This window comes from Chryseobacterium vietnamense (assembly GCF_031454475.1).
Taxonomy (GTDB): domain Bacteria; phylum Bacteroidota; class Bacteroidia; order Flavobacteriales; family Weeksellaceae; genus Chryseobacterium; species Chryseobacterium vietnamense.
The window spans coordinates 1,744,685-1,759,352 of sequence record NZ_JAVDQX010000001.1; the positions used below are offsets into that span (position 1 = coordinate 1,744,685).

Below are 14,668 nucleotides of genomic sequence, written 5' to 3' on the forward strand. Positions count from 1 at the left end.
AATCGAGGCTTTGATTTTTATATATAAGATTCAGATTATGCTTTTGCAGATCTTTCTACTCTTTTTCTTTCTTCTTCTGAAAGGATTTTCTTTCTCATTCTGATGAAGTTTGGAGTTACCTCGATCGCTTCATCACCCTGGATGTATTCCATACATTCTTCAAGTGAGAATAAGATTTTTGGAGCAACACCGGTATCTTTATCTTTTCCGGAAGCTCTCATGTTGTTCAACTGTTTTGCTTCCACGATGTTTACTACCAAATCTCCAGGTTTGTTTTGTTCACCGATGATCATTCCTGTGTAGATTTCCTCTCCCGGATCAACGAAGAACTTACCTCTATCCTGTAGTTTAGCAATAGAATATTCAGTAGCTGGACCGGTAGTTTTGCTGATCAAAACACCGTTGTTTCTTCCAGGGATAGCACCTTTGAAAGGCTTGTACTCTGTGAAACGGTGTGCCATGATAGCTTCACCAGCAGTAGCTGTCAACATCTGAGAACGTAATCCGATCAAACCTCTTGAAGGAATTTCGAATTCCATGTGCTGCATTTCACCTTTAGTTTCCATGATGTGAAGGTCACCTTTTCTCTGCGTTGCCAGGTCGATAACTCTTGAAGCAAATTCTTCAGGAACGTCAACAACTAAAGATTCATAAGGCTCACATTTTTCACCGTCTATTTCTTTGAAGATAACCTGTGGCTGACCGATAGTCATTTCGTACCCTTCTCTTCTCATTGTTTCGATCAAAACTGATAAGTGAAGAATACCTCTACCGAATACAAGGAATGTATTAGCATCGTCAGTCTGCTGAACTCTTAATGCAAGGTTTTTCTCTAGTTCTTTTGTTAATCTTTCTTTAAGGTGGTTTGAAGTAACATATTTACCGTCTTTACCGAAGAAAGGTGAGTTGTTGATAGAGAACGTCATGTTTAGCGTAGGCTCATCAATTGCTGTTCTTTCCAATGGCTCAGGATTTTCAAGATCAACGAAAGAATCACCGATCTGGAATGCATCAAAACCTACTACAGCACAGATATCTCCAGCTTGTACTTCAGTTACTTTTTTCTTTCCTAATCCTTCGAAAACGTAAAGTTCTTTTACTTTCCCTTTTACAATTTTACCTTCTGCCTGAGCAAGACCAATCCACTGAGATTCTTTGATCTCACCTCTTGTCACTTTCCCGATTGCAATTCTTCCTAAGAAAGAAGAGAAGTCAAGAGAAGTAATTTGCATCTGAAGATTTCCTTCTGTTACTTTCGGTTCAGGAACATATTGTAAAATACCATCTAATAGTGGTAAGATATCTTCAGTTGGCTCTAATGAAGTATTGAACCATCCTTGTTTTGAAGATCCATAGAATGTAGGGAAATCCAATTGTTCTTCTGTAGCTTCAAGGTTGAAGAACAAGTCAAATACTTTATCATGAACTTCGTCCGGACGGCAGTTTGGTTTATCTACTTTATTGATAACCACTAATGGTCTCAATCCTAATTCCAATGCTTTCTGAAGTACGAATCTTGTTTGTGGCATTGGCCCTTCGAACGCATCCACCAACAAAATAACCCCATCAGCCATTTTCAATACTCTTTCTACTTCTCCACCAAAATCGGCGTGACCAGGAGTATCAATTACGTTAATTTTTGTGTCTTTATAAGTAACAGAAATATTCTTGGATAAGATGGTGATCCCTCTTTCTCTTTCAAGATCGTTGTTATCCATAATTAACTCCCCACTCTCCTGATTTTCTCTGAAAATGTTGGTAGCGTGAATGATCTTGTCAACCAAAGTCGTCTTTCCGTGGTCAACGTGTGCGATAATCGCAATATTTCTAATGTTTTGCATAAAAGATTTTTACGGGTGCAAAAGTAGTGAATTTTAATGAAAAAATATTTAGTTATCTAAATATTTAATAATTTGTTTAAAATACTTATTTACAAGACAATAAAAAAGAGTGTCCGAAAAACACTCTTTAAGTTATTTATACACAAGCTTGTATTTCGCATGGATCTATTACAGGCGGTTCACCGCATATGATGTCAAACTCTGCACAATTACTGGAGAAGCCGGTTCCCCAGCCCCATCTTACGGCACATGTGTCTGCATCTTTGCATCTTACCATTCCTTTAACGATTCCTCCCTGAACTGATTTCATTTCAGTTCTGGAAATTTTTCTAAGATTTCTCATGTTGTTTTGTTTATTTGTTATTAGCATGATAAAAATATAAAAAAATATAACACGAAACATCATATTTAAATTTTTAACATTTTTAATATCAATGCCTTATCAATCGATAAAAAAACACCAGATCAATTAAAACCACAAGAATGAATTTCACTAGAAAAGACTTTTTGGATATTTTGTGATTAAAAAGAATCATTCCGGAAGCCGCTCCTAAAATTCCTCCTAAAAGAGAGATTCCTAAAAGCATGTTCTCGGAAATTCTCCATTGATGTTTTTTGGCTTGCCATTTATCAAAACCAAAGACACCAAATGTAATAAAGTTCATGACCAACAGAAAAGGAACCATTTTCAATTATTTTGATGCAAAAATAAAGCTTAATCTAGAGAAGGTACTCAAACTTATAAAAATATCCGATAATTTAACCCATCTAAGAAAAGATTTAACAAATAAGGTATGGTCAAGATTAATCATTCTCATTTTTTAAACTTACAATGAAGACTATTTTAATGATCTTAATGTTTAAATTTGCTCTTCTAAAAATAAATCAATGACAGTACACGATCTGGTGGGCACCTACTCTATTGAAGGAAGCAACCAAGCGGAGTCCTCTACACCAACTTATCATGGTATATTGACTTTAACTATTGATGAGAACAATCGTATTATTGCCCAGTGGATGATTGGCGATCACCAGCAAAATGGAACAGGATTTTATAAAGATCAGATTTTAGTAATTAATTTCAACTACGAAGGAGAAGATGATAAAATCTATAAAGGAGTTGCTGTTTACCGCTGCCTTAATAAAGATATCCTGGATGGATTCTGGTCTGAGAAACACGGTAATCCTCTGTATCTTGGCAGTGAATATTGTGTAAGAATTCAGAATTCTAAGATTGTCAATTAGTTTCTTCATCCATTGAACAAAAAATCTAAATAAAAAGAGCTGCCTTCATGAAGGCAGCTCCAGTAGTTATTTAAACTTTAAATAACTTATTTTTTAGCTTTTACATCGATGGCAATCTCGATATCTTTGCTGATCATCCATTCTGCAGGATCTGCTTCAGAAGTACCGAATTTAAGCCCCCAATCTGCTCTGTTTACAGTAAATTTAGCCTGAATAGCAGCTGAATTTTCAGCTACCTCTACTTTCGCAGGGAAGGTAACGTTCATTGTTTTTCCTGATAATGTAAGGTTTCCGCTTACTGTTTTATTAGCTCCTGCTACAGCATCTTTTGGTGCTTCTTTCAAATCTGTAACACTTGTAATTTTGAAATCTGAAGTAGGGTTTTTAGCTACATCAAAGAAATCAGGATTTTTAAGGTGAGCTTCAAGGTCTGCTGGCTTTTTATCTTTCTCTGTTACTGAAGCCGGATCTACTTTGATAGAATTCATATCAATAATAAAGTTTCCTGCAGCAACTTGTCCACCATCAATGCTAAGATCTCCGGATTTTACAGTAAGTGTTCCCCAACGAGGTGCCATACCTCCTTTATGGAATGCTTTCCAGTTTACTACTGAAGCTACTGTATCTACTGCCAGTGTTTCACCTTTGCTTTCAGCTACTTTCTGCTCCTGAGCTGTCGCTGCAGACTCTGCTGATTTTTCTTTATTACATGATGCTAAAAGCAATCCTACTCCTACTAATGCAATTACGCTAATTTTTTTCATATTGAACTGTTTTAAAAAAGTTTATTGAAATTTTGTTGTTTTCGGATACAAAAATAGAAAAACCTATTTGGAGGAGCCTTAACATACATCAAGAAATGTGGTATTTTTTATATTATTTGCAGTCATACATCCATTTGCGATACACATCCCATCTGTATTGGGAATCATAATGACTGGAGAAATCCGTCTTCTTTTGAGTTCCATTCCTGGAGCAATCTTCGGAATTATCGTTCTGCGGATTTCCTTTTACAGTCCATCCCGTATCAGAATAATCAGTATAGGTACCATCATTACCGTTTTTTAAAATTACAGTCCGTTCGTATTCCTGTACGCTGCATTTACATTTTTTAGGAACTTCCGGGTCAGTGTTGATACAAGATATCATAAAAGAATAACAGATGAATAATGTAAATATTTTTCTCATGTTTATTATGGTTATTAGATTTTAGGAGAGCATAAATAAGTAAATATTCAAACATCATTTCATAAGAAACAGAAAATTAAAAATTAGTTATCAATCCATTTAAATATATTTAACAGAGCAATGAAAAGAGATTAATACATTTCGATTTACATTTTCTCATTCCAAAACCTTATTTTAGCTATCCGAAAACAGAACAATGACGACCGTAGAATTTATACAGAAGCAACTCAATATTTCCGAAAAGAGCATCAACAATACCTTACAATTACTATCCGAAGACTGTACCATTCCTTTTATTTCCCGTTATCGAAAAGACAAAACCGGGAATCTTGATGAAATACAAATCGAGCAGATCTCAAAAATCAGCAAGCAATTTGAAGACATTGTCAAGAGAAAAGAATCGATCTTAAAATCAATAGAAGAACAGAATTCTTTAACTCCTGAACTTCAGCAAAGGATAGCAGAAAGCTTTGATATCCAGGAGCTGGAAGATCTTTATTTACCTTTCAAAAAACGTAAGAAAACCAAAGCAGATGCAGCCAAGGAAAAAGGACTGGAACTTTTAGCCAAAATCATTATGAGTCAGAAAAGCAGTGATCTTCTTTTTCTGGCTTCAAAATATCTTAACAGCGAAGTGAGTTCTGAAGAAGAGGCACTGCAGGGAGCAAGAGATATCATGGCAGAATGGATTAATGAAAACATGTATGTCCGTAAGAACCTTCGCAGGCTATTTCAGCGCAAAGCAGTAGTGACCTCCAAGGTTATAAAAGCTAAAAAAGACGAAGAAGAAGCCCAAAAATTCTCCCAATATTTTGAATGGGAGGAAAGTCTTGGCAGAACTCCTTCTCACAGACTTCTGGCCATGCTGAGAGCCGAAGCAGAAGGTTTCGTAAAAACAAATGTAGGCATAGACAAAGAAGAAGCTATTGACTTTATTGAAAAGGCCATTATCAAATCTAATAATGAAAGTTCTGAACAAATTGCACTGGCAATAAAAGACAGTTATAAAAGACTTCTGGAACCTGCCATTTCCAATGAAACCCTACAGGAAGCCAAAGAAAAAGCAGACAGAAAAGCGATTGAAATTTTCTCTGAAAACTTAAGTCAACTTCTGCTTGCTCCACCCTTAGGAGAAAAAAGAATTCTGGCAATAGATCCTGGCTACCGAAGCGGATGCAAAGTAGTTTGTCTGGATGAGAAAGGAGACTTACTGCACAACGAAACCCTCTACCCTCACGCCCCACAGAATGAAAGCGGAATGGCTATGAAAAAAATCCGTTCCATGGTAAATGCTTATAACATTGAAGCTATTTCTATCGGTAACGGAACTGCAAGTCGTGAAACAGAATTCTTTATCAAAAAAATTGCTTTTGATAAACCTTTGCAGGTTTTTGTAGTCTCAGAGGCTGGAGCATCCGTATATTCTGCAAGTAAAATTGCAAGAGATGAGTTTCCCTCGTATGATGTAACGGTACGTGGAGCAGTTTCCATCGGAAGAAGACTTTCTGATCCTCTTGCTGAATTAGTAAAGATAGATGCCAAATCTATTGGTGTAGGACAATATCAGCATGATGTAGATCAGACCCAACTGAAAAATGAGCTTGATTCCACTGTGATGAAATGTGTAAACTCTGTGGGAATTAATTTAAATACTGCCAGTAAGTCCCTATTAAGCTATGTTTCCGGAATCGGTGAGAAAATGGCAGAAAACATTGTAAATTACCGTACCGAAAACGGTGCATTCGAAGATAGAAAACAGCTTAAAAAAGTTCCGAGACTTGGAGAAAAAGCCTTCCAGCAAGCTGCTGCTTTTGTAAGAATCAGCAATGCCCGAAACCCATTGGATAACTCTGCTGTACACCCTGAAGCTTATGGAATTGTTGAGAAAATGGCAAAAGATTTAGGTATTAAAACCCATGAACTGATAGCCAATAAAGAAAAAATAGCTCTGGTAAAACCCGAGAACTATATGACAGGCGAAATCGGGATCTTAGGAATTAAAGATATTTTGAAAGAACTTGAAAAACCTGGATTAGACCCTAGAAAAGCAGCAAAAGTATTTGAATTCGATCCGAATGTTAAAAGCATTAAAGATTTAAAAACTGGCATGATCCTTCCGGGAATTGTCAATAATATTACCGCTTTTGGGTGCTTTGTAGATCTGGGAATCAAAGAAAGCGGACTGGTTCATATTTCCCAGCTGAAAGAAGGATTTGTATCAGATGTAAACGAAGTGGTAAAACTTCATCAGCATGTTCGCGTAAAGGTAACAGAAGTAGATGAAACAAGAAAAAGAGTACAGCTGAGCATGATTTTGTAATTTTTAACTGAACCCTATTTAAATTAAAACCTCAAATCAATCATTTTGAAAACAAAGAATCTAATCTTCGATCTGGATGGAACATTATGGGATTCCAGAGCTACGATTATCAAAATATGGAATAAAGTATTGGGCAAGCATCAGCTGATCCAAAAAGAACTGAAACCTGAAGACATGGATCAGTATATGGGATTATTAGCCCACGATATTGTAAAAGATATTATTCCCGGCATTTCAGACCTGCAGGCCCGGGAACTCCTTTCTGAAATTGTAGCCGAAGAAAATAAAACCCTTCACTTAGAAGGTGGGATATTATATAATGGTGTAGAAGAGACTTTAAAGAGCCTGGCCAACATCTATTCCCTTTTCATCGTAAGCAACTGCCAGGATGGTTATATTGAATCATTTTTAGATTATTATCAGTTCAATGATCTGTTTATTGATTTTGAGTCTCACGGACGAACCCAAAAAAATAAATCTGAAAACATACAGCTTCTCATAGAAAGAAATCAGTTATCCACTGAAGACTCAGTTTACATTGGTGATACTCAAACCGATTATAACTCAGCAAAATCCAATGGATTATTATTTATTTACTGTAAATACGGGTTTGGGAAGCTCAGTGATCCCTTGTATGAACCAGCAATTACTACCTTTTCAGAGCTGAATGTTCACATTTCTGACATTACAAAATAAAAGGCTTCTCTTCAGAGAAGTCTTTTTTATTATCAAACCGCGTATCCTTATTTCCACACTATATTCTGGAATTTAAGTCTTGTAAAAAAAAGTAAATATCCACATCCGATGGAATATTTAATTTTTTCCGTAATCTGTTTTTCTTAGTCTGAACTGATCTGTGCTGCATAAATCCATATTGTGCAATTTCTTTAGAAGAGAATCCCAGTTGTATCATGGCACAAAAAGAAAGTTCATTAATTGATAGCTTTGGATTAATTTCAAAAAGTCCTTCAACTAACTCAGGATAAGCACTTTTATATTCATTAAAAAATAAAGGATCATTTTTCCTTGCTAACGACATTAGTCTGTCATCGTTAACGGACATCTTTTTTATTAAAAATTCCGTCTCCAGTTCTCTTTCCTCTATAATTTTACGTTTTTTGATAATTCTTTTATTATAAACATAATACACAATTATAATAGTGCCCAATAATGAAAAAACGATTACATTATACATATGGGTTGAGTTCTGCTGCTCTATCTCTTCTTTCTCTTTTTCCTCAGTCATTTTATCAACAGAAGTATTGATTGATTTATCCCATACCTTTTCCAGACTACCATTTAATTTAGCATATCTCACCAGATAATCTTTTTCTTTCGCTCCATTGTTTAATTTTTTATAGGTCTTGGCAATAGTCTGATATAATACCGGGATCTGATATACTCTTCGGGTCTTTTTAAGGATCTCCACTGATTTAATATAATAATCCAACGCCAAAGTATAATCCTCCTTTTCAAATAAAAAATTTCCGTAATAAAAATAAGTAAGAGCCCTCTGAGAATCCCAGTAGTCTCTTTTTCTTAAAAGAGAGAATGCTCTGTTAAAATATACCTGGGTTGAATCCTCATTTTTACCCAAAAGCATATAGTGATTAGCAATCGTGGAATTGATAACCGGTGTAGGTTTTACATCTAACGCTTTATGCAAATAAATTAACGAAGAATCAATTGAATTTGTTTCTCTTAAGAAATCAGCTCTGTTAGCATAAACCAGAGATAAAATTTCCTGATCACATTTATCCTTTATTTGTTTACCATAATAAATTGCCCTTGAATTATACTTAATGGCTTTTTTATAGAGGCCTATTACATAGTTGATCTGACCATACTCCTGATATAATTTCGTATACAGATAATAATCATCAGTTCCTTCAAGATTTTGTTCAGCAACCTGCAGGTGTTGAAATGCTTTTTCATAAACCCCAACAGTAGCGTAGATATTACCCAAATTAATAGAGGAAAGTATCTCCCCTTTTTTATAATCTTGTTTTTTACTGATATTGTAAAATTTATTATTAAGATCAATCAATTCCTTCTTTTTGCCAATTACTCTTAAATCCTCATTGACTTTTATCAGCATACTATCTATATATTGAGGACTATATGTCTGAGCATAAAGTAGGGTAGAAAATGAAAAATATATTAAGATGCTTAGCAATATTTTTAAAAATTGGGTAAGCTTTAATGTTTGCATAGTTAATTTTGATAATAAGTTTTCTAAAGTGATAAAAATGGCATCAGCCTTAATAAAATTTTTCAACATGATACCACATTATGATTTTGCCTGCCATAAAAGTAAATAAAATAAAAATATATACAAAATATACATAAAATTCTTATTAATTTTAGTTAAAATACAAATATATTCATTACTATAATCAATATTTATTGATTATTAATAATATCCTTGAAAAAAATAATAATCAAACCTACATAATTCACTAAAGCTTGATTTAAATAACGTAAACTCTTTGACACAGGGAACAATCTGATAAATTCCTTTTTTTTATATAAAATTCTGTAACCCTTCCCAAAAAAGACATTTCATCGTCTGGAATCCCGTTAATATGAAGTCAAAAAATCGATTGATGTACATTTGATGTATATGAAATTTTGCTTAAATAAAACATCATATCTAACTTTATGATAGTAAAATTTACTGATATAGCTTGGTATTTAAAAAACGAAAAAAAAGCTTGGTGGATTGAAAATTGACTAAAGTTTTTGCTTCTTACAACAAAATAACTCTTTTAATATTTAATTAACAAAATCAGTTTTCATTTTTGATTTTACAAAGATCTATAATTCTGATCAAAGTTGCTACTCCCGTTTATCGGGAGTTTTTTTTTGAGCCTATATACCTTTAATAGAAAGTGATGTATTTATGTTGTATGGCTATTTGATTAGGAGAAAATAATCAGTGCTAAATTTGAACAAAAATGATGAAAAAGCTTTTATCTGTTATATTATCTTCTCAAGTAGGAATTAAGATCATCCGTCTACAATACAGTGAAGACAATCACTATAATTCAGATTCTTTTTTTCATCAGCCAAACAAAAGTAAGTCCTAAGGCTTTACTATTTTTTGCGAAAATAAATTTTAACATATAATACCGTTTATCTTGAATTTTAAAAAAATACATATTGGCAGCATTATTAAAGCCAGGTTTCTGGAAGAAGCATTGGATATGCAGAGGGCATGTAACTTTATGAAGTGTACTGAATCTGAAATTGAACAAATGTTTCTTGAAGAAGATCTGACAACTGATAAATTACTAAGATGGAGCAAACTGTTAGAATATGATTTTTTCCGGGCCTACTCACAGCATCTTATCCTCTTTTCTCCTCCTAAAAAGGAAATTTCCTCTAATGCTTCTCATAAGAAAACTTCTTCTTTACCAGAGTTTAGGAAAAATATCTATACTAAGGAAATTATAGAATTTATCCTGGAACAAATTGAAACAGGAAAGAAAACAAAGCTGGAAATAATAAATGATTATAAAATCCCAAAAACAACACTCTATAAATGGATTGCAAAGTATGCAGATAAAAACATATAGGTTTATGTATGTCTTGTACAGTTATAATTAGTTTTATAGTGAATACTCTATTGTAAAACAATATTCAATAAATACGAAAAAATAGACTAAGAAATTAGTCTATTTTTTTTGTTAAGAATTCAAATAAAATTAGAAGACACTATAATCACTCTATTTTAGACGTTTTACAGACATTTGTGTTACGGGACCAGATCCTGTAGTACCTGAACTTAAATACCTGATAGTTACATCCACTGTATTATACACCCTGAAAGAATAGGTATGAGAAGTTAACATAGGAATTGACGTAATCAAAGTATAAGTCTGCTTAGGTCCGCCCCCAGCTCCACTTGATGCTCCGGCCCAATAAATATCATTCACACGTGCCACCCAAGCATTAATTGTATCATCCCATATACCCACCACTGGACTTGAAGGTGAACCATCAGCAGTGTTGATTGTTGATAACTGTGCGTTCATCATTATCTGATATACCCCATCTGCAGAAACTTTAAATGAATTAGCTGACAACGAACCCGTATACATGTTTTCATTATCTACAATTTCATTATTTAAACTTCCTATAGCAACCGGAACACCACCATTGGAACCACCTGTAACTATAAAATCATTAGTCATCTGTACTATTATTTCCTGAGCAACCACAAATTGGCCATTCAACGCAATCACAGTTCCTGTAGAGCTCGGAACACCTGCAATAGTTTGCCACGTAGGAGCATTGCCGGGCCCATTAGATTTAAGAACCTGCCCCGCAACTCCCGCAGAACCAGCAGTAGAAGCATTTCCTCCTACATTCAGTTCATTTACAACCTGCAAAGATCCGTTAACGTGCAGGTTTTTCATAGGAGTAGCAGTATTAATTCCAATTTGGGAATGATAGCATAATGAACAAAAAATACTTGCGATAAGAATAGTTTTCTTTTTCATACTGTATATTGTATTTTAATTTCATGCTAAAGTTACAATACAATACTTTTTTGATGATAAAACCTACTACAACAAGGATACATCATTAAGAAGTAACACCTACAAAGCTCTAAAAAATCAACATCCCGAATTTTATTTTAAAGAAATATGCCTATCTTAATTTATTATTCTCAGCCTAAATTATCTGAGATTTTTAAAGAAAAAATACAGATCAACATCTGAAGAAATATTTAATTTTTTTCTAAGCCTGTTCTTTTTATTCTGAACAGACCGATGTTCCACAAAAGTATATTGTCCAATTTCTTTTGATGTAAATCCCAGCCAAATCATGGCACAAAAAGTTAAATCAGATTTTGACAGATTAGCATTTATTGTAAGCATTTTTTTAATAAAGTCCGGATATGCTTCCTGAAATTTGTTGAGAAAATTAGGATCATTTTTTTTAGCCAGATTAATGATACAATCGTAAGAATTACTGAGCTTTTCTTTTAAAACATCCGTTTCGAATTCCTTCTGCTTTATAATATCTTTATTTTTTTGATAATGAATGTAGAAAAAGAGCAAAATGACAATAAGACAACAAACTACAATATTATAAATTAGTAATATATTCTTTCTTGAAATATTTTCAGATTCTTTTTCTCTTATAATTTCATCAATTGAAGTATTTACACTTTCATTGGATATCCTGCTCAAACTATCTTTTAGTTTGGTATACTTTTCAAGATATTCTTTTTCTTTTTCTTCATCATTTAAAACACCATAAGCACTTGATATTGTACTGTAAAGCAGAGGAATATTATACACTCTTTTGGTTCTTTCCAGAATGGCAACTGATTTTTTATAGTATAACAAAGCTTTTTCATGCTCTTTCATTTTATTAAGAAAGTTACCATAATAGTAATAGGTCAGCCCTCTTTGAATATTCCAGTAATTCATTTTCTGCAATAGCTTCAATGCATTATTTATGTAATACGAAGACGAATCCGTATTTTTTTTATAAACCATATAATAATCCCCTATCAATGAATTAACTACCGGGCTGGATTTTATTTTTAATGCTCTGTGTAAATAAATCAGCGAAGAATCCTCACGGTGAATATTATGCAGAAAATCTGCCCTGTTTGCATAAATATCTGATAGTATTTTCTTTTCGTCATGACCGGAAATCAGTTTACCATAATAAATAGACTGTGCATTGTATTTCAGAGCTTTTACATATAAACCAATAGCATCATTAACCTGTCCGTATTCCTGATAAAGTTTTGCAGATAAATAAGCATTATTACTTTTTTTGATGTTTTTTTCAGCTTTCTGCAAATAATAAAAAGAATTTTTGTAATCACCTATGGTTGCATGCATATTAGCAATATTAATATAACCTAAAATCTCTCCTTTCAGATAATTCTGATTTTGAGAAATAGCAATAAATTTTTCATTTAAAGAAATTAACTCTTTTTTTTGACCTCTTATTCTAAGTTTCTCGGATTTAGTTATTAATGCGTCATCTATTTGCCCTGGAGTATAATTTTGGGAATATAAGACAGTGAAAATAGACAGACAGCCAAAGACCATCATTAAAAATTGAAATATTCTTTTTATGCTCGCTCTGATCATATTGTATATTCAATTACTGTTCTTTTGATAATAGGTTAAATTAATTGGAAATAATGCCGTTTATTATTCTTTTATTTTGTGAAAAACTATTTTTTTTGAATCTGATTTCTGAATGATAATAATTGTGTTGGGAATTGTTGTAAAACTATGCTGAGGTCCTTCAATTACTTTATAAGAATACACGATATTCTGTTCGTTTTCCTGAAGACTTATAGGTATAATCTTCACTTCCAAACTGGTTTTAGGGTAAATGAGAGCAAGTACATTTTCTTTTGAGAAATCAATAGGTGTTGGTTTCCCATTGATACCCATTGTTGTTGCAGCTCCAAAAACCCGCTCAAACTCATCCTGTGAAGTAATTATTTTTTCAGTAAGATCTTTATTATCGTAAGCATTTTTTAAAAAATATTTCTTTGCTTGTTTATATGAAATATTTTTTTGAGGGGTATTTACAGTACACGAAGAAACCAGTAGCGTACTTATTAAAATTATGATGATATTTTTCATTTTTTATCTATTGTGTATAAAAGCCATACTAATCATTTATCAAAACTTTAGAGAACATTACCCTGAGCAACAAATTCAGATCCTGCTGTACGTACAATAGAATCATTAAAATCAGTTCCGGGTACTATTCTTGCATTAGCATCAGAAGAATTATTAATAAATGTATCGTTGGTAATGTTAAAATCTCAATTATCCAGTTTTGTCCACACTTTACTATCAAAGAAAAAGTAACCTGAAGAAGTTATATTCAATGTTTGACCGGAAGATGCAGTCAGCATTGGTAGCAAAAACAAAAATTTTTCTTTCAGCAGAATTATATTTTTTTGTTTTACGTTGAACTCCGTTGATTATACTGTCCAGTATAGTTGGCCTCATTGAGTTTCGTCCTATATTTTGAGTGTCAGGACAGGAGATATTAATCTCGACTTGGGAATGCATACCTAGCCAATATAATATTAACAAGGTTAATACAATTTCTTTTTCCATACAAATTACTGTTCTTTGGTTTCGCCGCAAAAGTATAAAATAAGCATTGCGCTGTACCAAATAACACATACATCATAGATACAACAACATATAAAACATACATGTTTTCAGGCAAATAGATTTACCTTAATGTAAGAAGCAGTCAACTTGTACTGATAGAGAATTTTCCTATTTTTCCGCCACCCAGCAGAGGCTGTATGCATGATGTATTCAAAATATTGGAATATATAGGACAGAAAATATACTTTTGCGCAAAAACACAAACTACATATTTTTTATTAGCATGCAAATCATTTATTGATATTAAGACCAAAAAATACTAGAGCCGTAAGAGGCATTAAAGAATAAACTATTATAAAGTTCAAAAGCAGTTTACTTTGTTATTTTCAATTGAAAGCATTATTTATGATTGGTTGAGACACCTTCTTTAATTATTTACGAACTCTAGTATTTATTCAAATACAGCCATTAAAAATGGCTTATAAATTGACAAAATCTACATCATTATATTACAATGAATCATTACAAACAATCTCCCTCAGTGACGCCTGATTACAAAAAAATTTACAGTGATCTTGTTGACATGAAATATCCGGAGAAAAAGCATGAGTGTGAAAAAATTTTATCGAAGAAGAATCTCTCGGCATTTGATGTGATAGAAATTAATAGAATAATATTTAGTTACAGCCAAAACATCAAGGCCAATCAGTCTCATCGTTCTTACAATAAAGAAACGATTTATAAAATTCTTGAATACCAGAAAAAGAATTATCTTAATAATACGCAGCTTGCTCTACATTTTAAGCTGAGTCGCAATACCGTTGCAAAATGGAAAAGTTTATTCAATATTTAATCCATTCACATTCTCTATACATTTATTATGATATCCTATTTACAGTATTCATATTAAGGATTGCAGAATCTTACCTCTTTCCTATTTAGATTAGGTTATGAGGAGC

Annotated in this window: 14 protein-coding genes; 5 read left to right on the forward strand and 9 right to left on the reverse strand. The window is 33.0% G+C overall.

Going from position 1 to position 14,668, the window contains the following annotated elements:
- Positions 1–35: 35 nt before the first annotated feature.
- The 3 genes from typA to J2786_RS07885 form a co-directional block, all read right to left on the reverse strand.
- Positions 36–1,841 carry a translational GTPase TypA gene (gene typA, locus J2786_RS07875; protein WP_047433422.1) on the reverse strand — a complete coding sequence of 602 codons (1,806 nt, stop codon included), beginning with the start codon at positions 1,839–1,841 and terminating at the stop codon, positions 36–38.
- Positions 1,842–1,977: 136 nt separating this feature from the next.
- The gene (locus J2786_RS07880) at positions 1,978–2,184 is read right to left on the reverse strand and encodes a bacteriocin-like protein (protein ID WP_142016747.1); all 207 of its coding nucleotides are present in this window, start codon (positions 2,182–2,184) and stop codon (positions 1,978–1,980) included.
- Positions 2,185–2,272: 88 nt separating this feature from the next.
- Entirely contained in the window at positions 2,273–2,527 is a 255-nt protein-coding gene (locus tag J2786_RS07885; RefSeq protein ID WP_310024566.1) for a DUF1294 domain-containing protein, read from the reverse strand.
- Positions 2,528–2,729: 202 nt separating this feature from the next.
- On the opposite strand from J2786_RS07885, the gene J2786_RS07890 reads away from it, so the two are divergent.
- Positions 2,730–3,086 (forward strand): hypothetical protein, encoded by a 357-nt coding sequence (locus J2786_RS07890; RefSeq protein ID WP_047435782.1) that lies wholly within the window; start codon positions 2,730–2,732, stop codon positions 3,084–3,086.
- An 86-nt stretch (positions 3,087–3,172) separates the two neighbouring features.
- Here the strand turns inward: J2786_RS07890 and J2786_RS07895 are convergent, their stop codons facing one another.
- Together J2786_RS07895 and J2786_RS07900 are read right to left on the reverse strand one after the other, a co-directional pair.
- Entirely contained in the window at positions 3,173–3,850 is a 678-nt protein-coding gene (locus J2786_RS07895) for a YceI family protein (RefSeq protein WP_047433425.1), read from the reverse strand.
- A gap of 112 nt (positions 3,851–3,962) precedes the next feature.
- Positions 3,963–4,274 (reverse strand): hypothetical protein, encoded by a 312-nt coding sequence (locus J2786_RS07900; protein ID WP_310024569.1) that lies wholly within the window; start codon positions 4,272–4,274, stop codon positions 3,963–3,965.
- A gap of 196 nt (positions 4,275–4,470) precedes the next feature.
- On the opposite strand from J2786_RS07900, the gene J2786_RS07905 reads away from it, so the two are divergent.
- Positions 4,471–6,594, forward strand: a complete 2,124-nt coding sequence (locus tag J2786_RS07905; RefSeq protein WP_310024574.1) for a Tex family protein — start codon at positions 4,471–4,473, stop codon at positions 6,592–6,594.
- Between the two features lie 45 nt (positions 6,595–6,639).
- Entirely contained in the window at positions 6,640–7,290 is a 651-nt protein-coding gene (locus J2786_RS07910) for an HAD family hydrolase (protein WP_047433428.1), read from the forward strand.
- A 58-nt stretch (positions 7,291–7,348) separates the two neighbouring features.
- Here the strand turns inward: J2786_RS07910 and J2786_RS07915 are convergent, their stop codons facing one another.
- Positions 7,349–8,692: a LuxR C-terminal-related transcriptional regulator gene (locus J2786_RS07915; protein ID WP_310024576.1), complete on the reverse strand. Its 1,344-nt coding sequence runs from the start codon at positions 8,690–8,692 to the stop codon at positions 7,349–7,351.
- Positions 8,693–9,734: 1,042 nt separating this feature from the next.
- Between J2786_RS07915 and J2786_RS07920 the strand changes: the two genes are divergently transcribed.
- Positions 9,735–10,172 carry a transposase gene (locus J2786_RS07920; RefSeq protein ID WP_047433430.1) on the forward strand — a complete coding sequence of 146 codons (438 nt, stop codon included), beginning with the start codon at positions 9,735–9,737 and terminating at the stop codon, positions 10,170–10,172.
- Positions 10,173–10,322: 150 nt separating this feature from the next.
- Here the strand turns inward: J2786_RS07920 and J2786_RS07925 are convergent, their stop codons facing one another.
- The 3 genes from J2786_RS07925 to J2786_RS07935 all read right to left on the reverse strand — a co-directional run bounded on the left by J2786_RS07925 (position 10,323) and on the right by J2786_RS07935 (position 13,223).
- A complete protein-coding gene (locus tag J2786_RS07925; RefSeq protein WP_047433431.1) occupies positions 10,323–11,099 on the reverse strand; it encodes a hypothetical protein in 777 nt (258 codons plus the stop codon).
- A 180-nt stretch (positions 11,100–11,279) separates the two neighbouring features.
- Positions 11,280–12,461 (reverse strand): LuxR C-terminal-related transcriptional regulator, encoded by a 1,182-nt coding sequence (locus J2786_RS07930; RefSeq protein WP_310024579.1) that lies wholly within the window; start codon positions 12,459–12,461, stop codon positions 11,280–11,282.
- Positions 12,462–12,779: 318 nt separating this feature from the next.
- Positions 12,780–13,223 carry a hypothetical protein gene (locus J2786_RS07935; RefSeq protein WP_310024581.1) on the reverse strand — a complete coding sequence of 148 codons (444 nt, stop codon included), beginning with the start codon at positions 13,221–13,223 and terminating at the stop codon, positions 12,780–12,782.
- 1,000 nt (positions 13,224–14,223) lie between these two features.
- Here J2786_RS07935 and J2786_RS07940 point away from each other — a divergent pair.
- Positions 14,224–14,562, forward strand: coding sequence for a hypothetical protein (locus J2786_RS07940; RefSeq protein ID WP_047433433.1), 339 nt, complete (start codon positions 14,224–14,226; stop codon positions 14,560–14,562).
- The last annotated feature ends 106 nt before the right edge of the window (positions 14,563–14,668 follow it).

What these genes read in the sequence shown, in the direction of transcription:
- typA (WP_047433422.1), bottom strand. Translation starts at nt 1,841, where the DNA reads ATGCAAAACATTAGAAATATTGCGATTATCGCACACGTTGACCACGGA.
- J2786_RS07880 (WP_142016747.1), bottom strand. Translation starts at nt 2,184, where the DNA reads ATGAGAAATCTTAGAAAAATTTCCAGAACTGAAATGAAATCAGTTCAG.
- J2786_RS07885 (WP_310024566.1), bottom strand. Translation starts at nt 2,527, where the DNA reads ATGGTTCCTTTTCTGTTGGTCATGAACTTTATTACATTTGGTGTCTTT.
- J2786_RS07890 (WP_047435782.1), top strand. Translation starts at nt 2,730, where the DNA reads ATGACAGTACACGATCTGGTGGGCACCTACTCTATTGAAGGAAGCAAC.
- J2786_RS07895 (WP_047433425.1), bottom strand. Translation starts at nt 3,850, where the DNA reads ATGAAAAAAATTAGCGTAATTGCATTAGTAGGAGTAGGATTGCTTTTA.
- J2786_RS07900 (WP_310024569.1), bottom strand. Translation starts at nt 4,274, where the DNA reads ATGAGAAAAATATTTACATTATTCATCTGTTATTCTTTTATGATATCT.
- J2786_RS07905 (WP_310024574.1), top strand. Translation starts at nt 4,471, where the DNA reads ATGACGACCGTAGAATTTATACAGAAGCAACTCAATATTTCCGAAAAG.
- J2786_RS07915 (WP_310024576.1), bottom strand. Translation starts at nt 8,692, where the DNA reads ATGCTGATAAAAGTCAATGAGGATTTAAGAGTAATTGGCAAAAAGAAG.
- J2786_RS07925 (WP_047433431.1), bottom strand. Translation starts at nt 11,099, where the DNA reads ATGAAAAAGAAAACTATTCTTATCGCAAGTATTTTTTGTTCATTATGC.
- J2786_RS07930 (WP_310024579.1), bottom strand. Translation starts at nt 12,461, where the DNA reads ATGCATGCAACCATAGGTGATTACAAAAATTCTTTTTATTATTTGCAG.
- J2786_RS07935 (WP_310024581.1), bottom strand. Translation starts at nt 13,223, where the DNA reads ATGAAAAATATCATCATAATTTTAATAAGTACGCTACTGGTTTCTTCG.
- J2786_RS07940 (WP_047433433.1), top strand. Translation starts at nt 14,224, where the DNA reads ATGAATCATTACAAACAATCTCCCTCAGTGACGCCTGATTACAAAAAA.